The 24,022-nt window shown below is 37.5% G+C and carries 28 protein-coding genes; 6 read left to right on the forward strand and 22 right to left on the reverse strand.

Features of this window, described 5'->3' with window-relative positions:
* Positions 1–77: 77 nt before the first annotated feature.
* From AOLE_RS10755 to AOLE_RS10770, 4 genes are read left to right on the forward strand one after another with little or no spacing between them, the layout of a single operon-like run.
* The gene (locus tag AOLE_RS10755; protein WP_005304763.1) at positions 78–791 is read left to right on the forward strand and encodes an energy transducer TonB; all 714 of its coding nucleotides are present in this window, start codon (positions 78–80) and stop codon (positions 789–791) included.
* A 41-nt stretch (positions 792–832) separates the two neighbouring features.
* The gene (locus AOLE_RS10760) at positions 833–1,714 is read left to right on the forward strand and encodes a MotA/TolQ/ExbB proton channel family protein (protein WP_005304760.1); all 882 of its coding nucleotides are present in this window, start codon (positions 833–835) and stop codon (positions 1,712–1,714) included.
* 15 nt (positions 1,715–1,729) lie between these two features.
* Positions 1,730–2,152, forward strand: coding sequence for an ExbD/TolR family protein (locus AOLE_RS10765; protein ID WP_004792697.1), 423 nt, complete (start codon positions 1,730–1,732; stop codon positions 2,150–2,152).
* A gap of 19 nt (positions 2,153–2,171) precedes the next feature.
* The gene (locus AOLE_RS10770) at positions 2,172–2,585 is read left to right on the forward strand and encodes an ExbD/TolR family protein (RefSeq protein ID WP_013198067.1); all 414 of its coding nucleotides are present in this window, start codon (positions 2,172–2,174) and stop codon (positions 2,583–2,585) included.
* Positions 2,586–2,636: 51 nt separating this feature from the next.
* On the opposite strand, the gene AOLE_RS10775 is transcribed toward AOLE_RS10770, so the two are convergent.
* The 4 genes from AOLE_RS10775 to AOLE_RS10790 form a co-directional block, all read right to left on the reverse strand.
* Entirely contained in the window at positions 2,637–3,098 is a 462-nt protein-coding gene (locus AOLE_RS10775) for a GNAT family N-acetyltransferase (protein ID WP_013198068.1), read from the reverse strand.
* A gap of 100 nt (positions 3,099–3,198) precedes the next feature.
* A complete protein-coding gene (locus AOLE_RS10780) occupies positions 3,199–5,364 on the reverse strand; it encodes a malate synthase G (protein WP_013198069.1) in 2,166 nt (721 codons plus the stop codon).
* Positions 5,365–5,730: 366 nt separating this feature from the next.
* A complete protein-coding gene (gene zapE, locus AOLE_RS10785) occupies positions 5,731–6,873 on the reverse strand; it encodes a cell division protein ZapE (protein ID WP_005304748.1) in 1,143 nt (380 codons plus the stop codon).
* A 77-nt stretch (positions 6,874–6,950) separates the two neighbouring features.
* Positions 6,951–7,973 (reverse strand): AraC family transcriptional regulator, encoded by a 1,023-nt coding sequence (locus tag AOLE_RS10790; RefSeq protein WP_013198070.1) that lies wholly within the window; start codon positions 7,971–7,973, stop codon positions 6,951–6,953.
* Between the two features lie 121 nt (positions 7,974–8,094).
* Between AOLE_RS10790 and AOLE_RS10795 the strand changes: the two genes are divergently transcribed.
* Both AOLE_RS10795 and AOLE_RS10800 read left to right on the forward strand, forming a co-directional pair.
* Positions 8,095–9,642 (forward strand): flavin-containing monooxygenase, encoded by a 1,548-nt coding sequence (locus AOLE_RS10795; protein WP_081399157.1) that lies wholly within the window; start codon positions 8,095–8,097, stop codon positions 9,640–9,642.
* Positions 9,643–9,690: 48 nt separating this feature from the next.
* Positions 9,691–10,602 (forward strand): lysine exporter LysO family protein, encoded by a 912-nt coding sequence (locus AOLE_RS10800; protein ID WP_013198072.1) that lies wholly within the window; start codon positions 9,691–9,693, stop codon positions 10,600–10,602.
* Here AOLE_RS10800 and pyrF read toward each other — a convergent pair.
* The 18 genes from pyrF to AOLE_RS10890 form a co-directional block, all read right to left on the reverse strand.
* Positions 10,599–11,297: an orotidine-5'-phosphate decarboxylase gene (gene pyrF, locus AOLE_RS10805; RefSeq protein WP_035331586.1), complete on the reverse strand. Its 699-nt coding sequence runs from the start codon at positions 11,295–11,297 to the stop codon at positions 10,599–10,601. The two genes, AOLE_RS10800 and pyrF, sit on opposite strands and share 4 nt — an antisense overlap.
* Positions 11,298–11,482: 185 nt before the next feature.
* Positions 11,483–11,848, reverse strand: a complete 366-nt coding sequence (locus AOLE_RS10810; protein WP_004792713.1) for a lipopolysaccharide assembly protein LapA domain-containing protein — start codon at positions 11,846–11,848, stop codon at positions 11,483–11,485.
* A 25-nt stretch (positions 11,849–11,873) separates the two neighbouring features.
* Complete coding sequence (locus AOLE_RS10815; protein WP_003651488.1) at positions 11,874–12,176, reverse strand: integration host factor subunit beta; 303 nt, start codon at positions 12,174–12,176, stop codon at positions 11,874–11,876.
* 156 nt (positions 12,177–12,332) lie between these two features.
* Entirely contained in the window at positions 12,333–14,006 is a 1,674-nt protein-coding gene (gene rpsA, locus AOLE_RS10820) for a 30S ribosomal protein S1 (RefSeq protein ID WP_004792715.1), read from the reverse strand.
* 111 nt (positions 14,007–14,117) lie between these two features.
* Positions 14,118–14,798, reverse strand: coding sequence for a (d)CMP kinase (gene cmk / locus AOLE_RS10825; RefSeq protein WP_013198074.1), 681 nt, complete (start codon positions 14,796–14,798; stop codon positions 14,118–14,120).
* 10 nt (positions 14,799–14,808) lie between these two features.
* Positions 14,809–15,249, reverse strand: a complete 441-nt coding sequence (locus tag AOLE_RS10830) for an SRPBCC family protein (RefSeq protein WP_013198075.1) — start codon at positions 15,247–15,249, stop codon at positions 14,809–14,811.
* 67 nt (positions 15,250–15,316) lie between these two features.
* Entirely contained in the window at positions 15,317–15,820 is a 504-nt protein-coding gene (tadA, locus tag AOLE_RS10835; RefSeq protein WP_005304734.1) for a tRNA adenosine(34) deaminase TadA, read from the reverse strand.
* Between the two features lie 5 nt (positions 15,821–15,825).
* Entirely contained in the window at positions 15,826–16,950 is a 1,125-nt protein-coding gene (locus AOLE_RS10840) for an enoyl-CoA hydratase/isomerase family protein (protein WP_013198077.1), read from the reverse strand.
* A complete protein-coding gene (ung, locus tag AOLE_RS10845) occupies positions 16,947–17,660 on the reverse strand; it encodes a uracil-DNA glycosylase (RefSeq protein ID WP_005304723.1) in 714 nt (237 codons plus the stop codon). Before ung ends, AOLE_RS10840 begins: the two co-directional genes overlap by 4 nt.
* Positions 17,661–17,713: 53 nt before the next feature.
* A complete protein-coding gene (locus tag AOLE_RS10850) occupies positions 17,714–18,310 on the reverse strand; it encodes a 6-pyruvoyl trahydropterin synthase family protein (RefSeq protein ID WP_013198078.1) in 597 nt (198 codons plus the stop codon).
* A 228-nt stretch (positions 18,311–18,538) separates the two neighbouring features.
* Positions 18,539–19,498, reverse strand: coding sequence for a type II secretion system minor pseudopilin GspK (gspK, locus tag AOLE_RS10855; protein WP_013198079.1), 960 nt, complete (start codon positions 19,496–19,498; stop codon positions 18,539–18,541).
* Positions 19,498–20,313 carry a type II secretion system minor pseudopilin GspJ gene (gene gspJ / locus AOLE_RS10860; protein WP_013198080.1) on the reverse strand — a complete coding sequence of 272 codons (816 nt, stop codon included), beginning with the start codon at positions 20,311–20,313 and terminating at the stop codon, positions 19,498–19,500. The genes gspK and gspJ overlap by 1 nt, the downstream gene beginning before the upstream one ends.
* Positions 20,313–20,693 carry a type II secretion system minor pseudopilin GspI gene (gene gspI / locus AOLE_RS10865; RefSeq protein ID WP_004792732.1) on the reverse strand — a complete coding sequence of 127 codons (381 nt, stop codon included), beginning with the start codon at positions 20,691–20,693 and terminating at the stop codon, positions 20,313–20,315. Before gspI ends, gspJ begins: the two co-directional genes overlap by 1 nt.
* Positions 20,683–21,237, reverse strand: coding sequence for a type II secretion system protein (locus AOLE_RS10870; RefSeq protein ID WP_013198081.1), 555 nt, complete (start codon positions 21,235–21,237; stop codon positions 20,683–20,685). The genes gspI and AOLE_RS10870 overlap by 11 nt, the downstream gene beginning before the upstream one ends.
* Before the next feature lie 9 nt (positions 21,238–21,246).
* Complete coding sequence (locus AOLE_RS10875; protein WP_013198082.1) at positions 21,247–21,855, reverse strand: TetR/AcrR family transcriptional regulator; 609 nt, start codon at positions 21,853–21,855, stop codon at positions 21,247–21,249.
* A gap of 36 nt (positions 21,856–21,891) precedes the next feature.
* A complete protein-coding gene (locus tag AOLE_RS10880) occupies positions 21,892–22,665 on the reverse strand; it encodes a TatD family hydrolase (protein ID WP_013198083.1) in 774 nt (257 codons plus the stop codon).
* 17 nt (positions 22,666–22,682) lie between these two features.
* Positions 22,683–23,024, reverse strand: coding sequence for a PilZ domain-containing protein (locus AOLE_RS10885; RefSeq protein ID WP_003651467.1), 342 nt, complete (start codon positions 23,022–23,024; stop codon positions 22,683–22,685).
* 10 nt (positions 23,025–23,034) lie between these two features.
* On the reverse strand, positions 23,035–24,015 hold the full coding sequence (locus tag AOLE_RS10890; protein WP_013198084.1) for a hypothetical protein: 981 nt from the start codon (positions 24,013–24,015) through the stop codon (positions 23,035–23,037).
* Positions 24,016–24,022 lie beyond the last annotated feature (7 nt).

A 24,022-nucleotide genomic window follows, 5' to 3' on the forward strand; every position in this document is an offset into this window, starting at 1 on the left:
CGTGTTTGCAGAACAAATACTCACCCTTAGTCAAACATTAATTTAAGAATTGTTTGTCTCAAGTTTCAGGAGTAACTATGGGCATGACTTTTACAGACATAGAAAATAAATCTGCAAAGCGCCTTATTGGTATTGCCGCAGTACTTTTTCTGCATCTTATTGTTGCCTATATTCTGATGTCAGGTTTAGCAAACAATATTCAAAAACCAGCAGAAAAACCTGTGGAATTACAAATTATTCAAGACATTAAACCACCTCCTCCACCTAAACCGGAGGAGCCAAAACCTAAGGAAAAACCACCTGAGCCACCTAAAATGGTAGAAAAAGTTGCCAAAGTTCCTGAGCCGCCTAAACAAGTAGAGAAAGTAGCGACACCGGTACAAAAAACGACACCAGTAGCTCAACCAACTAAAGTTGCTACTCCAGCTCCTGCTGCACCTAGCACCCCATCACCAAGCCCTGTTGCCGCACCAGCTCCAGTGGCAGCTGCCCCAGCTCCTAAACCAGCTGGCGTAACTCGCGGTGTTTCGGAAGGTTCTGCTGGCTGTGAAAAACCGGAATATCCTCGTGAAGCACTGATGAATGAAGAACAAGGTACGGTGCGTATACGTGTTTTGGTTGATACTTCAGGCAAAGTCATTGATGCCAAAGTAAAAAAATCAAGTGGCAGCAAAACCTTAGATAAAGCAGCAACTAAAGCTTACAGCTTATGTACATTCAAACCAGCAATGAAAGATGGCGTGCCTCAGCAAGACTGGTATGAAATTGAATATCCATTCGTAATTGAATAAACAATTGAATTAGTCAGAAATTAAAAAATATTGGAGATAATATGATGAAAAAATCAACTCAACCGCTAGTACGTTTCGCTTCTGCAAGTTTAATCGCAGCTTGCTCATTACTTCCATTAAACTCGGTTTTTGCAGAAGAAACGAGTAATACTCCTGTGGCAACAGCAACCGCTGAAGCTACTTCAAATGCAAATACTCCAACTCCACCACCGAAACCAGCAACAAGCGAAACTGTTAAAAACCCTTATGGTCTAGAAGCGCTTTGGCGTGAAGGAGACTTAGTCGCTAAATCTACCTTATTTATATTAGTACTGATGTCTATTGGCACGTGGTACATCATTATTTCAAAATTCTTACAACAAGCTAAAGTAAAACGACAAGGCAAAGAGGCAGAGAAAAGTTTTTGGGAAGCAACTTCACTAGATAATGCAGCTGATAATTTAGAACAAAGTAGCGCATATCGCTTTATTGCTGAAAAAGGCATTAACTCAACTAAATCGCACGGCGGCTCTTTACTTGAGCGAATCGATTTTAATACATGGGTGAGCATATCAATTCAACGTGCAATTGAAAAAATACAAAATCATTTAGGTGGTGGTTTAGCTTTCTTAGCAACCGTTGGATCAACGGCACCCTTTGTTGGTCTTTTTGGTACGGTTTGGGGAATTTATCACGCATTAACTGCCATCGGAATTTCAGGTCAGGCATCTATTGATAAAGTTGCTGGTCCTGTCGGTGAAGCTTTAATTATGACAGCTATTGGTCTTGCAGTCGCAGTACCCGCTGTACTTGGTTACAACTGGCTAACTCGCCGTAATAAAGCCGTTATGGAAAATGTTCGTTCATTTGGTTCAGATTTACACGCAGTTTTATTAAGCGGAGAAATTAGTACCAATAATTCGGTTAACCGCAGCATTAAATAACGAGGAGCAAACGTTATGGGTATGAGTGTTGGTTCTGAAGATGACGATGAAATGATTGGTGCAATTAATACGACGCCTCTGGTTGATGTCATGTTGGTTTTACTTATTATTTTTCTAATTACGATTCCGGTAGTTACACATACGGTTCCAGTGAAACTACCAGAAGAAAAAAATACGCCATATGCCACCACACCTGAAAATATTCAACTTTCTGTGAACAAGAAAGGAGATATTTTCTGGAATGAAAGTTATGTGCCTAATAAAGAAATATTGCTATCAAAGCTTCAAGCAGTTGCGCAAAAAAGGCCTCAGCCAGAAGTTCATATTCGTGGAGACCAGCTTACTCATTTTGAGGCGATAGATCAGGTCATTAGCACGACCAAACAAGCTGGTATTGGCAAAATTGCATTTGTTACTACCCCTCCAGCCTCCCAGTAATTATTTTAAGGAGAATTTTATGGGTATGAATGTCGGTTCAAATAATGATGACGATGTGATGTTAGAAGTTAACATGACGCCTCTTATTGATGTCATGTTGGTACTTATTATTATGTTCATTATTACCATCCCAGCACCAAACAATGCGATTAATATTAATTTGCCAAACGGCACACCGCCTCCAACAAATGAAAAGCCACCTGAAGTGATTGATGTAAGAATTGACGCAGCAGGTAAAGTGTTTTGGAATAACCAGCAGGTTTCAGACCGCACCGCACTAGAGACTTTATTTCAAAGTGTGGTTGCCAAAAAAGATCAAGACCAGATCAAACTTAAACCAGATCAAATGGCTGAATATAAGAATGTAGCGATGGTCATGGCTACAGCGCAGCGTTTAGGTGTCACCAAAATTGGAATTGTGAGCAGTAACTAATATTGCTTTTAAATCTATTCTATTACTTCATACGCTAACTGGAATTTTCGGTTAGCGTTTTTTTTGAAGGGAAATATTCAACTCTAAAATAATATCTCCACATTCATCATATTCTCCAGTTTCTATAAAACCCAATTTTTTATAAAGTTTTCCAGCATAATGATTAGATGATTTATACATAGTTCGAATTTGTTTAGCTCCTTTTGTAAATATTTCATCAATTGCAATTTGCAATGCTTCGGTACCATAACCTTTAGCTTGATTATTTTTATCAATCATAAAACGAAATAACCAGAATAATGTCTCATCAGGTGGATCAATTTCGACGCAATACATTAAGAACCCAATGACGTCATTATTGAAACAGATCACTCTTGGACAGTAATGTTCTTCCACTTTAGACTCAGCAATAGAATAAACATTTGGTGCAACATAGTCTTTTTGAGATTCATCCAATGATAATTTTGCGCATAGAAGCCAATTCTCACGATCTAGACTTTTCAAGTTAATCAAATTCAAAAATCCTTTAGAGATACATTTTCTTAGTTTAAGCAAAAAATATACCGAGACTAAAAAAAGCCTCCGAAGAGGCTTTTTTTATGACAGGTTAAAATTAGTCACCTGTATAACCTTTTAACTTTAAACGAGCAGCATGAAGTAACGGCTCAGTATAACCTGAAGGCTGTTCACAACCTTTAAAGATGAGATCAGAAGCGGCTTGGAAAGCAATGTTAGTTTCAAAATTAGCAGCCATTGGTTTATACAATGGATCATTCGCATTTTGCTCATCAACAATTTTTGCCATGCGTTTAAGTACTTCTTCAACTTGTTCACGAGTCACAATACCGTGACGTAACCAGTTTGCTACGTGTTGAGAAGAAATACGTAATGTTGCACGGTCTTCCATTAAGCCTACATTATTAATGTCAGGAACTTTCGAACAACCCACGCCTAAGTCAACCCAACGAACAACGTAACCTAAAATACCTTGGCAGTTATTTTCAAGCTCATTGTTGATTTCTTCTGCTGACCAGTTTGTTTCTGGTGCAAAGGGAGGAGTTAACAAGTCATCTAATGACAACATTTCTTCAGCTTTCAACTGATCTTGACGTGCTTTAACATTCACTTGATGGTAATGCATCGCATGAAGTACTGCACCTGCTGGAGATGGAACCCAAGCACATGAAGCACCCGCATTTGGATGTGCAGCTTTAGTTGCCAACATATCTTTCATGCTATCTGGTTTTGGCCACATGCCTTTACCAATTTGTGCTTTACCTTGTAAACCTGACTTCAAACCAATTGCAACGTTACGGTTTTCGTAAGCAGCAATCCATTTTTGTGTTTTTACGGCTTCTTTACGAACAACTGGTGCAGCTTCCATTGAAGTATGAATTTCATCACCAGTACGGTCCATGAAACCAGTATTAATAAAGATCGTGCGGTCTTTTGCAGCAGCAATACAGTTTTTCAAGTTTACAGATGTACGGCGCTCTTCATCCATAATACCGATTTTTAACGATTTAGGCGGTAAGCCAATCGCTTGTTCAGCACGTTCAAACAACTCTACAGCAAACGCAACTTCTTCTGGACCATGCATTTTTGGCTTAACAATATACATAGAACCTTTACGAGAGTTCTTATTTTCGTTTTCACTACGAATGTCCGCAACTGACAACAATGGTGTTACCAATGCATCCATAATACCTTCGAAAATCTCTTCACCATCTACTAAAATCGCTGGGTTAGTCATTAAATGGCCTACATTACGAAGTAACATAAGTGAACGACCATGAAGTTTCGTTGTACCACCAATTAAGTTTTTAATTTCGCGATCTTTATTTAAATCACGAACAATCGTTTTACCATTTTTCTCGATAGATTCTTGAAGCGTACCTTTCATTAAACCTAACCAGTTACGGTAACCTTCAACTTTTTCTTCAGCATCTACTGCCGCAACAGAATCTTCTAAATCCTGAATAGTAGTTACAGCCGCTTCAAATGTTAAGTCTTTTACACCCGCTAAATCAGTTTGACCAATTGGGCTAGATGCATCAATTTCGATAATGACATGAAGGCCATTACTTAAAAGAACAACTTCTGTAGGGTTCGCTTCTTCACCGTTGAAACCAACGAACTGAGCTTCATGAGCTAAACCTGTTTTTGAACCATCTTTCAAAGTCACAACAAGTTTGTTTTGCTCAATTGCATATTTTGTCGCATCTGCATGTGAGCCTTGTGCAAGTGGGAAAACTTCATTTAAGAAGTTTTTAGCGAACTCAATCACTTTTGCACCACGTACAGGGTTATATCCTTTACCTTTTTCAGCTCCGCCTTCTTCAGAAATTACATCGAAGCCATAAAGTGCATCATATAAAGAGCCCCAACGAGCATTTGCTGCGTTTAAGCTATAACGTGCATTACGTACAGGTACAACTAACTGCGGCCCTGCCAATAATGCGATTTCTTCATCAACGTTTTCAGTTGTAATTTGAAAGTCTTCAACTTCTGGCAATAAATAACCAATTTCTGTTAAGAACGCCTTATAAGCACCTAATTCAAATTTATTGTTGCGATGCCATTCATCAATTTTTGCTTGTAATTCATCACGCTTAGCCAATAATGCTTTATTTTTTGGGCTAAGATCGACAACAACTTGCTCAAAGTTCTTCCAGTAAGTTTCACTATCTAAACCAGAACCTGGTAAAGCTTCATTTTCGATAAAATCGTAAAGTTCTTTAGCAATCGCTAACTTGCCTTTTTGAATACGTGCAGTCATTGTCTTTCCTGAAGTTGCTACTTTTTATACCAAGAGAATCCTAGTATACCGATTTAAATTAAGCTGAATACTAATATCACATTCCTAAATAGTAAGCATTTTCCCTTGTAAAACTATTGACAAAGATAAATTTTTCTATATAGGAAATATTAAAATTCTAACTAGGATTCCCAACAATTTATTCAATATTTAAAGATACTGAAACTAGACTTTTTGTTAACAGACAAAAAATTCCACTATCTTATTTTTCTAAAGCGTATTTAGTTATATCAAACTTTGCAGTCTGAAAAAGCATTATTTAACTAAATTTATCTATTTTTGTTGTAAAAAAAGCGCCCTATAAAGAGCGCTTTTCATATCTATTTTTTATGCGTTTTTAGTTTCATCAATATGGCGATGTTCAGAATGCAAATATTCATCTGATTGCATTTCCAATAAACGCGAACGAGTACGCTCAATTTCAAAGGCTAATTTTTCACCTTGATAAATATCAATAATACTATCTTGCGAAGTTAAAAGTAGTTTTACTCCACGATCATAAAACTCATCGACTAAGTAGATAAAACGACGTGTACCTTCAGACAAGAAATCTGTTAAATGCGGAACATTACTTACCAGAACCGTATTATAGATATTTGCAATTTCAATAAAATCTGCTGGGCTGCGTGGTTTAAAGCAAAGTTCAGAAAACTCACACCACAACACATCTTCTGTATGACCCAGAGTCTCGACCACACGATTATTAATCACAATCGGCTCTTGAGAGTGAGCTTGTGTGTGAGTTAAAGCGCTAAAACGTTCCGCCATCCAACTTTGCACTTCATTACTTAATGGAGATTTAAATAATTGAGCTTGTTTTAAGACACGTAAACGATAATCCACACCTGCATCTACATTTAAAACAGTACAATTCTTTTTAACCATTTCAATTGTTGGCAAGAAACGATCACGATGAATACCGTTTTTATATAAACCGTCTGGTGCAATGTTTGATGTAGCAATCAATGTCACACCACGAACAAACAATTTTTGGAATAAATCACTCAAGATCATTGCATCAGTTACGTTTGATACAAAGAACTCATCAAAACAAATAACGACTGCATCTTTATAAATTTGGTCAGCCACAATTTCAAGTGGATTACGTTGACCAGAAAGCTTGTTTAATTCTTTATGAACATGTTGCATGAAATGATGAAAATGCATACGTGTTTTACGACGAAATGGCACTGACTCATAAAATTGATCCATAAGCCAAGTTTTTCCACGGCCTACTCCACCCCACATATAAACACCTTTAGGTGAAGTTTGGCGGCGAAAACGACGGAAAGCTTTTTTAGAGGCTTTATAACGGTTTAAAAGTTCTTTCCATACACGGTCTAATTCTTGCACTGCCTGTGCTTGCGCTTCATCTGCCATAAACTGGCCTGAAGCTAAAGCCTCAGCATAGCGTTCTGCTGGGGAAGAAGGTGAGAATGCAGTACTATGAGAAGATTTTAAATTTAACATATCGTTTTATTTCAATTTTAACTGATAGGAGTATAGCGAACATTTTGTTCAACCACATTAGCTTTTAGCATCAAGAATTACGACGATGACTCTTTGCCATATTGTCGAGGACTCTGCCCAAACCATCGTTTAAATGCATGATTAAATGCCGCTGGTTCAGAATAACCGAGTAAGTCGGCAATAACTTCTATTGAGTATTCTCTATATTCCATAAGCTTTAATGCCTTATTCTTGATAATTTGTTCACGAATTTGCTTATAACTCGTATTTAACTGTTGCAATTGATGCCTTAATGTCCTTTCAGGCATTTTCAATGCAAAAGCTGTTTCCGCCATGCTCGGGATAATTCCTTGTTGCAACTCAAGATAATCTTGCACACATTGTATGATATGTGGAGTTTGGTGATCTTGTTGATTTAATCTTGTTATTTCTGTAATACATTTTGATTCATAAATACGATGTGTAATGATGTCTGCAGAAGGAATTTTGATTTCAAGTACATCCTTGCTTAGGCTAAATGCTGCATATTTACCATTAAAGTGCACATCATCGCCATAGTATGCAAAATAGCGAGATAAGGTCTCTGAGTCCGTTGGTTTTTCAAATGGAAGTTCTATACGCATAGCGGGCATTTCTAATCCCATCATCATATAAATATCTTGAATAAATTTATAAGTTCCTGAAACTTCACATTGTGCCCGCAACTGTCCCACTTGGGTTTTCAAATCAACAGGCAAATAATTTAAGATCGTGCGCTCATCCGTTTCATAAAGCCCTAAAGCACCAAACAAATGAGTAAGTCTTTGATATTTTATTCCTTTACTTAATGCAGTTTGAACATCATTACTTGTTACAAGCAACATAAGTAGTGGTCCGTAACCGGCCAAAGCATAATGCTGTCCAATGAATAGCCCCTTTTCAGGCTCAACATTTTCGCTAATAATTTGTTGAATATCCCATTCTAAGCGATCATGAATTGTGGAGCTCGGATCTAAAGCATCAACCTTAATTCCTATACCAGCCAAACGTGAGTCGACATCAATGCCCGCATTGCGCATTCCTTGAATTAAATACATTAAACCAAGTATCGACCGTTTCATTCTTCTATCAATTTCCCTAGACTCAAATGTTTTACTATAAAGAAGAAAGAAAATTAATTGCCGAATCTATCAATTTTCACGTCGATCCAATCATGTTTAAACTGATCAAAAAACGTTAGTCTTGCATGCAATCCTCTTTTCAGCTTATGTAGGGTTTCCAATGCTAAACGCAAAGCAAGATGCTATTCAAAAAACTAAAATCGCTATTATTGGTGCTGGATTTGGTGGCCTAGCAATGGCAATTCGCTTACTGCAAAATCAACAGCAAGACTTTGTTATTTTAGAAAAATCAAACGATGTCGGCGGAACATGGCGCGAAAATCGCTACCCTGGTGCGGCATGTGATGTTCAATCTCATATGTATTCTCTCTCGTTTGCCCCTAAAACAGACTGGTCGAAACGTTACGCTGAGGGACCTGAGATATTTGAATATATTCAAGATATTACAGAAAAATATAAGATTAAAAATTACTGTAAGTTTAACCACGATGTAACTCATGTCCAATATGATGAAATGCGTCATGTGTGGACTCTTGATTTTAAAAATCAGCCTTCGATTGAAGCTCAATTTGTTGTTTTTGCATCAGGTCCCCTACACATCCCACAAATCCCCCATATTCAAGGCATCGAAAAATTCAAAGGGAAAGTTTTTCATTCATCACAGTGGGAACATGATTATAACCTAAATGGTAAATCAGTCGCATCTATTGGTACTGGTGGTAGCGCGATTCAATATATTCCAGAAATAGCTGGAAATGTTAAACAGCTCTATGTATTCCAAAGAACAGCAGCTTGGGTAATACCACGAGATGAACGCAAATACTCTCGTTTGAGTAAAGCATTATTCAAATCTTCTAATCTTTATCGTCAAATTCATCGTAGTCGTCTTTATTGGAGTAATGAGTCGCGCGTTGTACCTATTGTTCAACCCCAAATTATGAAATATGGTCAGAAATTGGCAGAAGCTTTCATTCGCTTCCAAGTGAAAGATAAAGAAGTAGCCAAGAAACTTACACCTGACTTTGTGATGGGATGTAAACGTATTCTTATTTCAAATAAATATTTCCCTACATTTAACCGTAAAAATGTTGAGCTAGTAACGGATAATATTCAAGAAATCAAAGAAAACAGTATTGTCACTAAAGATGGTAAAGAACGATCTATTGATTGTTTAATTTATGGTACTGGTTTTATTACTGACCCACGTATTTACTTGAAACATTTCACTTGTATTGGACGCAATCAAATAGAGTTAAAACAGGCGTGGAAAAATGGTGCTGAAAGTTATTATGGCATTATGACTAAAAACTTTCCTAATCTGTTTCAATTAGTCGGCCCTAATACAGTATTAGGTCATAATTCGGTTATTTTTATGATTGAATCTCAAGTAAATTACATTTTACAACTCATCCAACTTGTAGAAAAAACAGGCCAAAAAGCTGTTGAGATTAAACCAGAAGTTCAAGATGCTTTTAACGAACGGGTTCAAATTCAGCTTCAAGGAACTGTGTGGCAAGCTGGAGGTTGTAGTAGCTGGTATCAATCTGCCGATGGAAAAAACTTTTCACTATGGCCCACCTATACATGGAAGTACTGGTTAGAAACGCGCAAAGTTAATCCTAAAGATTATTTACTCTTAAATAAAAGCGCACAGAGCTATGCAGCTTAAAATGTTCAAGACATAATAGGTGGGTTAAAACAATCCACCTATTATTATATGCAATCTTTTTATCTCATCATTCAAATATTTTTAGCACTCGCTTTCGGCTATTTTCTAGCACCCAAACTATCTTTAAATATCCAAAAGTTTATTTTTAAAATACTGCCCTATTTTTCTTATATTCTCTTAGCAAGTGTAGCTTTAGAATTAACACTAGCACTTGATCAAATTGAGAATCCTTCTGCCATACTTCCACCCGCTATTATTATTGCACTTACCACATCTTTTGGTTCTTTCTTTACCTGTTTATTGGCTTATACAATTTTTGATAAACAAAGTGTCAAAGGCAAAATTTCACTTCAACTTTTTGTAAATGCTTTAAAAAATATTGCAAAGGCCTTTCTTGCTTTAGGCGTCGGTGTTCTATTAGGAGCTATTGCCACTCAATTCAATTCACATATAGCCTTTAATAGTTGGTATTTATTATTACTCTTTATTTTCTTAATTGGTATTGAACTTGCCTTCACTCATTTCAACCGTACGTGGTTAAGCTGGAAGATTTTAATTGTACCTTTGGCTGCATTTATCGGCTCATGTATAGCGGGCTTCTTTAACTACTTTTTGCTTAGCAAGCATTTTGCACTGAATGAGACGTTAGCATTAGCACAAGGTTATGGCTGGTATTCAATGTCAGGGATCTTATTTACGCAATTACACTCAGCAGAACTAGGTGGTATTGCATTATTAACTGATTTATTTAGAGAAATTGTGGCTATATTTTTAATGTATACAATGGGATGGCGTTTTCCACGCCCTGCTATCTCAAGTGCTGGCGCAACGTCAATGGATGTTACCTTAGCCATGGTAAAACAGTCATGCGGTACACATTATGTACCACATGCCATGATGAGCGGCTTATTATTAAGCCTACTCGCCCCACTATTAATTAGCTTATTCCTAAATTTTTAAGCAATTGAACTAAGAATAGACTTCAACATTTCTGTTGGATTTTCTGCTTTAGTAATTGGTCGACCAATAACCAAGTGTGTAGAACCATCAAGCATAGCCTGCTTCGGAGTCACAATACGTTTTTGGTCGTCCGCATTTGAACCTTCTGGACGAATACCAGGTGTTACTAAAGAGAAGTCTTGTCCAATCAATTCACGTAGAATTTTAGCTTCTTGTGCAGAACAAACCACACCATCTAATCCACTTTCTTTAGTGAGTTTAGCTAAGCGTTTTACCTGCTCTACTGGCTCAACATCTAGACCAATATCTTTTAAATCTTCACGGCCCATTGAAGTTAGCACAGTTACCGCAATTAATTGAGTTTGATAGTTACCTGCTTTTAAGCGTTCTACAGAAGTTTCCATCATTTTACGGCCGCCTGAAGCATGGACGTTGACCATCCACACGCCTAGATCAGCTGCTGCACAAACAGCCTGAGCGGTAGTATTTGGAATATCATGAAATTTAAGATCAAGAAAAACTTCAAAGTTTTGTTCTTGAAGTTTTTTTACAACAGATGGGCCTTCATGAGTAAAAAGCTCTTTACCCACTTTTACACGACATAAAGTAGGATCAAGTTGTTCAACAATTTTTAAAGCGTCATATTGGCTTTTTGCATCTAACGCAACAATGATACTCAAGAGACTTTCTTCCATCATATAAAATCAGCATCATTATAATAGACAAGTCATCAAGTAATAAAGAAATGTATAAGGAAGGCTTTCAAATTTAGAGACAATAATGTTATGGGGACTTATTTTTAGAAAAATACAAAGAAGAACAGGCGAATAAATTAAGGAATTTACTACTCTTTACCCGTAAATAAAGAGTAGTGTTCAAATTATAACGGAGTAGAGTTTTTATCTTGGGGATAAACATCTAAAACGGTTTTTTCATGTCTTACATTCGCAGCGGCTTCTGCTGCTGCTAATTGAGCACTTTGAATCTGTTCTTTTCTCAAATGGTCAATATCTTTGCGAAGACGTTTAATTTCCCAGCCTTTTTGAAATACTCTGAAAACTTGCACGCCTAACAAAAGACCAACCACTGTTCCAAGCACCAATGTGAGTAGCAATAATAAGCCTAAACGCATAGCTGGAACTTGGGTAAATAACAAATCAACAGACAGCTCTGTTGGATTTTGCAATACAAGTGCTAAAGAATAACCAAATACAACAATAAGCAATGCAATTAAAATATAACGCATAGGCACCCCGCTTATAAATTTTTATTTATTTCCCGGATTCGTTGACTGCATCACGCAGTGCTTTACCCGGTTTGAAATGTGGAACAGCTTTAGCTGCCACTTCTACTGATCTTCCTGTTTTAGGATTACGACCAACTCTTGGATCACGGTGGTGTAAAGCAAAGCTACCGAAACCACGGATTTCAATTCGATTATCAGTTGATAGGGCCTCTATCATTTGATCAATCATAATTTTAACCGCCTCTTCCACCAAAGGTTCAGCTAAGTGTGGGTTTTTCAGCGCAATGCGTTCAATCAAATCAGACTTATTAAGAGCTTCAGTAGTCATCTACGACCTCGTTATTTATTGCTACTCTATGTCGTCTGATAATAACCTGTTTAAATACAAAACGGTAGCGCAGTATGTTGAATACTAGGCTACCGTTTACAGTAATTTGTATAAAAAGTACAATTCCGTTACATGAAACTGTACTTTGTTAACCTATTACTTCATTTGTGCTTTAATCAAATCACCAATAGTCTTAGGACCATTTTCTTGATTTGTTGTTGCTGTACGCAAGCTAGCAACTGCTTCTTTCTCTTCAGCTTCGTCTTTTGCTTTAACAGACAAGTTGATAGAGCGAGATTTACGATCAACGTTGATGATTTTCGCTTCAACTTCTTGACCAACTTCTAAGAATTTAGTTGCATCTTCAACGCGGTCACGGTTGATTTCAGAAGCTTTAAGAGTAGCTTCTACTTCGTCAGCCAACTTAACAGTTGCGCCACGAGCATCAACTGCAGTTACAGTACCTTTAACTAAAGCACCGCGTTCGTTAGCAGCTAAGAAATCATTGAACGGATCGCTGTTCAATTGCTTGATACCAAGGCTGATACGGTTACCTTCAGCGTCTACAGACAAGATAACAGCTTCAACAGTGTCACCTTTCTTGTAACGACGAATAGCTTCTTCACCTTGCTCGTTCCAAGAAATATCAGACAAGTGTACTAAACCGTCGATACCGCCGTTCAAGCCAATGAAGATACCAAAGTCAGTGATAGACTTGATAGTACCAGATACTTTTTCGCCTTTCTCATGAGCTTTAGCAAACTCTTCCCATGGGTTAGCACGAGTTTGTTTGATACCAAGGCTGATACGACGACGTTCTTCGTCAACTTCAAGAACCATAACATCAACTTCATCACCAATCTGAACAACTTTAGATGGGTGGATGTTTTTGTTAGTGTGGTCCATTTCAGAAACGTGAACTAAACCTTCAACGCCTTCAGCGATTTCAGCGAAACAACCGTAGTCAGTTAAGTTAGTTACACGAGCTTTAACGATAGAACCTTTAGGGTAACGGCTCATGATCGCTAACCATGGATCTTCGCCTAATTGCTTAAGGCCTAAAGATACGCGGTTACGCTCACGGTCAAATTTAAGTACTTTAACAGTAACTTCTTGACCAACTTCAACAACTTCTGAAGGGTGCTTGATACGTTTCCAAGCCATATCTGTGATATGGAGAAGACCGTCAATACCGCCAAGATCAACGAATGCACCGTAATCAGTAAGATTTTTGATTGTACCTGTAACTGTTTGACCTTCTTCAAGTTGAGCAAGTAATGCTTCACGGTCAGCAGAAGATTCAGCTTCCATAACAGCACGACGAGATACAACAACGTTATTACGTTTAGCATCAAGTTTGATTACTTTAAACTCTAACTCTTTACCTTCAAGGTGAGTAGTGTCACGGATAGGACGAGTGTCAACTAATGAACCTGGTAAGAATGCACGAACAGGACCGATGTCAACAGTGAAACCGCCTTTAACTTTACCAGAGATAACACCAGTAACGATTTCGCCATCTTCAAAGATTTTTTCAAGTTTAGTCCAAGTTTCAGCACGCTTAGCTTTTTCACGTGATAAAACTGTTTGACCCATACCGTTGTCAAGAGCTTCAACAACTACGTCAACAGTATCACCAACCTGAACTTCAAGTTCACGTTGTTCATTTAAAAATTCAGCACGGTCAACAATGCCTTCAGACTTTAGGCCAGTGTCAACAGTTACCCAGTCGCTATCGATGTTTACAACAACACCTTGGATGACTGCACCCTTTTCAACGTTGAGGTTTAATTCACTTTCTTCAAAGAGGGCTGCAAAAGATTCGGTCATGATATACCTGATAAATTCAGCGGTCTTGGATCAGACAAGGCCGGTTTAGTTAAGTATCAACATAGTCTTTATAGACTGATCAAGCTATGCGTCAACTGATAATTCTATTTGCTAAATGGTACGGCTATCGACATAATCAACCATCAACTTAAATACCTGATCGATCGTTAATTCCGAACTATCAATGATATAAGCGTCTTTGGCTGGCTTGAGCGGAGCAACTTCTCGCTCCATATCTCTTTTGTCACGCGCCTGTATATTAGCTAAAATGTCGTTTATTTTAGCATCTAGGCCCATGCCCTGCAACTGTTTTACTCTTCGCTCAGCACGTGACTCAGCCGAAGCAGTCAGATAAATTTTTGCATTTGCTTCTGGAAAAATAGCTGTAGCCATATCACGGCCATCTGCAACTAAGCCAGGTTGTTGTGCAAAAGCTCTTTGTCTCTCAAATAATGCCTGTCTAAGTTCAGGAATTGCCGCAACCTTCGATGCATATTCACCCACACGTTCTGTACGAATTGTTTGAGATACATCTTCGCCATCTAGAAAAACTAGAATGCCTGCTGCGGAAGTTTCAAATTTAATATCCAATTGACGTGCATATTGAATACATTCGTCAAGTTGACTGTCTAATTTCTCTAATAAATCGTGTTTATGTAATGACAACCCTAATAAACGATATAAGGCACCAGAATCGAGTAAATGATATTGATAATATGCTGCAAGTTTTGCTGCCAATGTTCCTTTACCCGAACCACTCGGACCATCAATAGTAATAATTTGAACTGTCATTGAACTCTCACTAAGAAGCAACTGCTTTAGCTAATCTCGAAAAGCCTAGTGTAATGGCTAGTTTTAGCTGTGCAAGGATTAATTTACTTACCACTGGAGCTTTTGCCGTTAACTCGATGCGATATGTAACTAAAGTTATGTATGGGGTGATTTCAGAAAACTCGATTCGACCTAAATGGTGTTTAATCAAAGGATTGTCTATTAATTTATATTCAATGCTTTTATTTTCTTCAAGCAAGGTAATTTCTTCTTTAATTGGCTTGATTGGGCCAAACCCCATACGACGAACTGAACCTAAACCATCAGGTCTTTTAGAATCTGCTGAATCTTTCACACGTACAACTTGTAATGGTGCAAAAGCAGTATTGTAAGTTGCATGTTTAGAAAGCAAATTAAATACGTCACTAAGAGGAGCATTAAATTCTTTTTTTACGGTAATTACATTACGCATTGAATATTCCTTATTAAAAAACATGGCAGTAAAATCGCGTTAGTTTGCCATAAGCTCGTGTTACTTTTTAATCATTTAAGGACGTTTTCTGTTGTTTTTCTTGTTTCTTTTGCTCGCGTCTTTGTTTAAAAAAATGACTGAGTTGTTGGGCACATTTTTCTTGTAAACAACCTTGTTGAAAGGTAAACCGATGATTGTAATAACCATCTTGTAGTAACTGACGAGCACTTACCAATGAACCTGCTTTAGGTTCTGTTGTACCAAAAACCACATGTTTAATTCTTGCATGTACTAATGCACCTACGCACATTGTGCATGGTTCAAGAGTGACATATAAAGTCGCATCGTCAGGTAATCGATAATTATTTAATGATAAGCATGCTGCACGGATAGCTTGAATTTCTGCATGTGCAGTTGGGTCTAACAAACTAATTGGAGCATTATAGCCAGATCCAATCACTCGATTTTGGCTTACTACAATCGCACCAACAGGAATTTCACCCTGCTGTGCAGCTAATTCAGCTTGCTCGTAAGCAAGCTGCATCCAGTATTCATCACTAAATTCAGTCATGTATTTTAGGTGATCACACCGTGTTGTCTAAGTAACGCATTCCAGCTATCTATTGAAGTCACTGGCGGACAATCAGCTAATATGCCTCTTAAGCTTAAGTCTTCACATGGTTTCCATTCTGGTGATAAATCTTTATCAACTAACCGTGCACGAACCCCTTCAACAAAGTCAGGATGACGAATTTTCCACTCAGAGATCTGAGCTTCAAGATCAAAAACCTCATCCCAAGAATGTATCTGTTTACCCCATTGCCACAACAACCAAGTGATCGCCGCAGTACTAGGAGATCCTTTTTGTAAGTTCTCACTCGCTTGACGTAACCAGTCACTGCTCGCATCACGCAAACTCACAATAGCTTGATAATCTTGTTCAAAATTAAAACCGCGGCAAACGCTATGAATCACATCAAGTGAGTTTTGTAATGGACCTGCCGCAACCGGACGATGCAAACTATTTAAAGTATCATCAATTGCGCGGAAATCCCCTGCAGGATAATGAGCCCAATTAATATTTAAAACTTTTTGCAAAACATTATCACGTTGTGCTTCACAAATGTGTGTTGCCCAACCGATGCTATATGCTCCAGCGGCTGTCATGATTGAACCAGTTAAACCAGTAAACAACCCTATTGGACCACGATCTGCTAAGAAGCGGCTCGCCCCTACATCCGGATATAAACCAATATTAATTTCAGGCATTGCCAGACGAGAATATGGAGTTACTAAACGGAATGGTGCTGCCATAAACAAGCCCAAACCACCACCCATAACATAGCCTTCGCCCCAAACAACTACAGGCTTAGCATAATTATGTAAGAGTAAATCTAAAGCATATTCTTGCTGGAAAAACTTATTCGCTGTGTCTACTTCTTGATTGATAACAAGTTGACGTAATTTTCTAACATCACCACCTGCACAAAAAGCTTTTGGTGTTGTTGAATCTAACCAAATTGCTTTAACGTTCTCATCATCACGGAAATCTTCAAATACCCGTAATAATGCCGTTACGATTGATTCATCTAAAGCATGCAATGATTTAGGACGATTCAAACGTACTATACGCCAGCCGTTTTTTGCTTCTTCGACCACCAAGTCCGGGTGATAGTTATTTAGATTGGGAGAGTTCATCATGCGTCCAATTGCCAGTCTATGGGCTCAATGCCATGTTGTTTCAAATATTGATTTGTTTTTGAGAACACTTTGCATCCAAAAAAACCACCTCTGTTTGCAGCAAGGGGCGATGGATGTGCAGCGGTTAAAACCAAGTGTTTATCTCTATTTATACGTTGTCCTTTGCGCTGTGCATAAGCACCCCACAAAATAAATACTATATGCTCTCTTTGCTCATTCAGGACATCAATGACTTCATCAGTAAATGCTTCCCAACCTTGCTTTTGATGTGAGGTTGGCTGTCCAGCTTCAACAGTAAGCACACTGTTCAGTAAAAGTACACCTTGCGTAGCCCATTTCGTTAAGTCGCCATGACGAGGAGCTGGAATACCCAAATCTGTATGTAATTCATGAAAAATATTACGTAAAGATGGTGGTAATGCAATACCTTTTTGAACGGAGAAACTTAATCCATTTGCTTGGTTTGGTCCATGATATGGATCTTGTCCAAGAATAACGACCTTCACATCAGCCAATGGTGTCGTATTTAGAGCACTAAAGATTTGTTTACTCGGTGGATATATTATTTTTTGTGCTTGTTTCTCTTGAAATAAGAAGTCGCGCAAATTATCCATTTGAGGGCTTAACAAAAAAGGCGCTAAAGATATTTTCCAGCTTTCTTCTAATTGAACTTTACTGAGTTTATCTTGCTGTTGCTCAGTTAATTGCATTAATGTCATCCTAGATCAATTTTCAATTCTACAAATACTGTAAGTAATTCGATTTATACTTCGACTTGTAAATCAACTTGAGGATTATTAAATTTAATCCCATTTTTCAAGTCTTCATACATTTGAGGATTTGCCCACTCTATCTGGATTTGTTCTGAAAAAATAATTCCATCGAGACTTAAAATCCCCATTTGTTCATTTTGAATATCTTCAATAAAGCTTTGTGCATATCCAGTATCAGTCTCATGAACAATAACTGAATAAACCTCAACATCACCTTCCCCATTTTGAGTGATGGTTGATTGTAAAACTTGCTGAGCTAGATAAAAGAAAATACGTGAAAACTGTTCAGCCGAAGGTGAAACAGGTAAAGAAATCCAACGAGCACTAAAAGTCTGACAAGCATCAATGTATTGAGAATCATCTTTTTCCCAAAAACAGATTGCATGATCAAAGCTGTCAATAAGGTCTTTTATTACTCCTTTTAGAAGCCCAAAATCATAAACCATTTGTCCATGATCTAATTTCGAAGCTTTAAGCAATAATTCGACTTTATAGCTATGTCCATGAATTGATCGCTTACAACGATCCGATGTACAGTTACGTACAACATGTGCATTTTCAAACTTAAATAACTTACGAATTAACATGTGCCAAATCGATCATTCCTTCTAGGAACATTATTATAAAGCAAAAGACGAAAACTTCGCACCACTTTTCAATTAGAAACAATTAGCGAAAAGTATGATAAGACTTGTGAAGAAATATTGAAGATAAATATATAGAAAATTTATCTTCATTTTATTTAATCATCAGAGAAGTTTCTAAATATGACTTTTTAACAACATGATAAAAACAAATAAACTAAAATTTTTCAATCAGTTAAATGGTGACATGTTTCTAGAATAAACATAAACCTGCTTATCATTACGCATTAGTGCACTTGTAAATTGTCTTTTCCGATTATTTAGCACGACCTCAATTTGTGCTTGAAAAAAACTCGACTTTACATCTAACAAGCTATTCACTTCAGTTCTCTTTTGAGTGTCGACTGTTGAAAAAGCATTCAATTGCCATAATTCATCAACATTTTGAAAGAATTTTAAATTTTGTTGGCGCATCTGGAGCTCTTTTTCTACCGCCCCTAAATCTAATTTTGGATCAATACTCGCCAGAACTAATGGCGAGGCTGTATTAATATTCACTTTTGTATTTTCAGGTAATGCAGAAATATAAGGAGCAATTAAATCATATTTCTTACCATCAAACCCTCTTACTAATTTTAACTCTTCAATACGATGAAATTTAGCATTTGAAGCTAAATAGCTAGGATCAAGACCTTCATAATAACTGCTTTCAGCACCCATAGGCCCAGATGGTTCGTCATCTGGATCTTGCCAATCGATGACTGCTTGACTTAATTCTGCTGGCAAGCCTACACGTACAAGTAATCGCTCAAACCAATTTTTAGCAGCTTCGTTTACCTTACCTTCATTCGTCGTCAAATTGTTTAGGTTAAATTTGCCTGACTCATCCAGTAAACGCCCTGATACTGTTCCATCTTCTATTGGAAAAGGTGGCATCGGCTGTGCCCATGTTTCTTTTAAATGATCAACGCCACCAGCATTATTTGCATCTTGAATTAATAATTCAGAAAAAAAGGCCTCTGCACTTTTTGCATAGAGTAATGACTGATTTTGACGCATCAAATAGCCAGTATTTTCCATGGTATTAGTTTGATGCTTTGCAATAGAGGCAGCCAAAATTGTAGCCAAAGCAACCATAATTAGAATGGTGAGCAAAGCAACGCCTTGCTGGCTTTTTTTATAATGCAACACTATCCCACTCCTTTATTGGAGAGCGATAAATCACCTTGATTTAAGCTATAAATCCACTCATAACTTACACCGGCAACTGTAAGTTGTATTTTTATTCCTTTCGGCAACTTTCTAAATTCTTCAGGTTTTGTGGGATCAATATTAATTTCTGGCCACTTTGTCACTTCTTGAGGCGTTAGCACCATAATTTGAAATTGTTCAACTTGGCTCAACAGCGTACTTGATAGTGGTTGCTCTCTGTTTGAAGTATTTAAATTACTATATTTAAGGCGATAAAGCTTTTTTTGATCAGGATCATATCGATATTCGATACGCTCAAAAGGTGACAACCCTTGTTTTAAGGGATCCGTAACACCAGCCTTACTAAAGTGAAGAACTTGATTATCAAGTTCTAAGGCTGGACGTAGTTGCCCGCCTTGATTAGCCGATAAAGGTATAATTTGCAACGTATCACGTAAAATTTGTTGATAAGCATCTTGTAATTCGAATAACTGTACTTCGTGTTGTGCATTACGATCACGGACTTTTAATAAATAATCAAAGATCTTCCAGCCCAACAAAGATAGAACAGCAAAAATTGCAATTGCGACTAAAAGCTCAACTAAAGTAAATCCTGAGGCACGAGTTAATCGAGCACTGCTCGATCGTGCCGTAAGACGAGAAACTGTGTTTCGAGTGTGAGAGTCTTTAAAGCCACGCTTTGTCTGAGCGCAAGACGAAGAGCTTTGCTCGGAGTAACCTCTCATCATCTGCTCCGATCGTGCAGCAAGATGAGAAACTGGACTTCTCGAGCGAAGATATTTATTTTTTATCATTATTTTGCTTTCATTGGATAATTAAAAAATACCAAGTGGGTAATACCATTTTGAACTTTCCCTTTATCAGAATCATATAAGCTAATTTGCAAATCTACTTTCTGAACATTCGGGCTGACTGTAGATTCAGCAGATTTATCAATCTGCCAGGTTTCACCTTGAGAAGTAACTTGCTTACTTTGAGTACCTTGAAGCCATTCTTGATTTATCTCCATTAAGGCAACTTCATTCATAGCCACAAACTGAGCTTTTGTTCTAAGAATTGCATTTGAGGTAGATTGGGTATATTGCATGGCCACTTTAGTTAATGCGACGGCAGCTACCGCAAAAATTGCTAAAGCTACCATTACCTCTAATAGAGTAAAGCCTTTAGATTTCATTTATTTTACCCAAATGATCAATCTGTATTTCTGAACCAATTGGTTTTTGTTCAAAGTAAAACTGTATTTTAACTGTTTTAGCTTCACCATTTCCAAACCAGATTAACTGCGGAGCCTGCCCGCCAATTAAATCTGTATTCGTAGCTTTTGAATAGGTTTGACCGTCTAGAGGTTGTACTGTAAACGATACATGTTTAGGCAATTCGCGCGTAGTAAATTCTGGGTATTTCTGCCAACGGTTTTTTAAATCTTGTACCTGTAATTTACTCTGATCGTGGTATTCATACAGCTCATAAGAAAATGGAGAAACGTCAGTTTCACTCATAGTAGATAGAGCTAAAACACGAGACTGATCAAGTGACTCTTTACCAATTTTATGTGCATCAAGCAAAAATAACTCTCTTGCTTGCATCGCTTTCTTTTGATCAACCCCACCTATATTAAGTACAACAAGAGAGGTCATAATCGTCATAATAACAATCACCACCATCACTTCAATGAGGGTAAAACCTTTTTGTGATTTAGGCGGTGATTGAGATTTCATATCGACCTATTAAGCATATTGCTCAGCAGTTTGTTTAGGTAAGGCTAATGCCTGATCAATATAAGCCACTCTTAAGGTGTCCCGTGAACCTAAATAGCGTTGGTAAAAACTTGAGTTGAGAATAGCTGCTGCACCATGAGTTAACGACCAAATAGAAGCCAGATAATCTCGAGTTGTCATATTGCTTTGAATCGATTCTAAATAGTGATCTGTCATGCGAATGATAATTCGTAATCGCTGTTTACGCACTTGATAAAGCTCATTAAAAAGGTGATGCACACCTTGAGCTGTAATCGAAAGTTTTTCCTCAATTTGATGAAATAAAACTGTCCGTTCAGGATGGTGTAAATGATGCAGCATAAAAAAGGCCAAATGTTCTGGAAAGGCCTTTTCAGTATCTTGAACCATTTCGAGTAACATACGTTCATTACGAATAATCAACAGCATGTACAATTCATCTTTACTTTGAAAGTGTTTGTACAAAGTTCCTTTTGCTAAATCAAGCTCAGCAGCCAAGACATCAAGTGTCATTCCGGCTTCGCCATTTTCTAGCAATAATTGCTCCGCAACCTGAAATATTAATACTTCTCTTGCTCGGAACTGAGCCTGACGATCCATCTTCACGCAATTACTCTCTTATATAGTTTCTATAACTTAAATCGCTTTTAGCAAGTTCTCAAAATTTTGTGAGGTGATCATTGCAATTTCCTCAACCGATTTATCATATACATCGCTGAGCGCTTTGGCTACATAAGGTACATATTTTGGTTCATTTGTTTTTCCACGGTATGGAACAGGTGCCAAATAAGGGCTATCTGTTTCAATTAAAAGACGATCTAATGGCACTTGTTTAGCTACATCACGCAAGTCTTGTGCATTTTTAAATGACACAATACCTGAAAAAGAAATGTAATAACCACAATCCAGAACAGCCTTTGCTGTTTCCCAATCTTCGGTAAAACAATGCAAAATTCCATGAGTGGAGTTTTCAGCACGAATAATATCTACCGTATCATGCTTTGCTGAACGCGTATGAACGACAACCGGTTTTTTTACAATTTTCGAAGCTTGGATATGTCTTGCAAAACATGCCTTTTGCTCTTCAACAAAATCTGTACTGTGGTAGTAGTCCAGTCCAGTTTCACCCAGAGCCCATACTTTTTTCGACTGAGCCAATTCAATCAAGTATTCGGTCGTGGCACGAGCCATTGTATCGGCATCTTCACAAGGATGAACACCTACTGTATAACCAACGTCTTCATGTCTCTTTGCAATCTCTGCTAGTGCAATGTGGTCATCAAGATCAACGGATATTGCCATAAATTTAGACACACCTTCTGCTCGCGCTGCTGCAAGCGCAAGGTCCAGATCGCCGTTATAAGGCGTTAAATCTAACATCGTTAAATGGCAATGCGTATCAACAAACACTTTTCTATCCTATTTGATTACATGGTATAACTTGGACGATCTAGAGACATACTACCAGCCAAAACTCTTTCTGCCTCAGCTTTATAGTAAATTCCCTTATCTCCACTTAATTGAATAGCAAAACCTTGAGGTTTAAATCCACTCTGCTTGTGCGATATCCAAATCACCTTACCCGTAAGAGGAATTTTTTGAGACTGCTCAGGCAAAGTAGCTAAAATGAAAATTTCTTGTCCCATTTTTACTTTTTGTTTTGATGGTACAAATAGGCCTCCACCTTGCACATATCCCATATAGCTTGCTTGTAAAGTAGCTCTATCAGGAATATTTACCTGAATAATCCCCCCCATTTGCGGCTGCATAATCTTCCCCTTAAACATTCATTAACGTTATAAACAATTGATCTATAATAAGTTGACTTTGTACATTTTGCTCAACAAGCTTTTTTGCTTGTTGTAGTTCACTATAAATATTGAATAAGCTTTCCAAATCGTAATATGGAATTAATTGATCAAAATCTAAATCTGTATTTTTCTGCGGTTGATTTAGCTTGACACAAATTAAATCTCCCAACAAGTACTCAAAAAGTACGATAAAATCGCTAAAACTTAATTCTTTTTGCCATTTTCCTGAGAAAAATAAAGGCATATTTTTTTGAGCTACAATTTTTAGCCAGTCATTTAAGAAAATCTGTCGTTTAGTAAACCAATCACTTTTTGCAATTTCTATGGCTTGTAAAGGCATATCATTAGATAGACCAAGTAATAAATCAGGTTGGACTTCTGCAATTTCAGATAAATGCTCATTCAAATATGAAGTAGCCTGCTCATATGAAATGCGATCTAAAGCAAAGTGCTGCAATCGGCTACGAATAGTGGCTGGTAATTTAAGGTAGTGATCGGCCAATAAAATTAAAACAACGCGCTCACCTGGTTCTTCCAAGGTTTTTAATAGCGCATTTGAAGATGCCAAGTTTAGAGCTTCAGCAGGTTCAATAAGAATAACGCGCCAACCCTCTCCTGTTTGTTGCACAAAAGGCAGCAAATCTCGAATCTTTTCGATTTTTATTTTTGCATTTTGCTTTTTATTTTCTTCATCTGTTGTGATATGGACATAATTTGGATGAGTATCCGATTTTAACCATTGGCAGCTGCTACACTCACCACAAGCACCATGAGGCTGCTTATTTAGACAAAGCACCCAAGCCAAGAAATGCTTAGCAAAAGCATGTTTCCCACAGCCTTCCTTGCCATAAAATAACAGACCATGTCCAATATTGGGAAACCTTGTTGTTAAGGTGTCCCAAGTTGTTTTCTGCCAAGGATAAATCTTTGAAGTTACATTCGGATTCATTAAAAAT

The sequence above is a fragment of the Acinetobacter oleivorans DR1 genome, assembly GCF_000196795.1.
In the GTDB taxonomy this organism is placed as follows: Bacteria; Pseudomonadota; Gammaproteobacteria; order Pseudomonadales; family Moraxellaceae; genus Acinetobacter; species Acinetobacter oleivorans.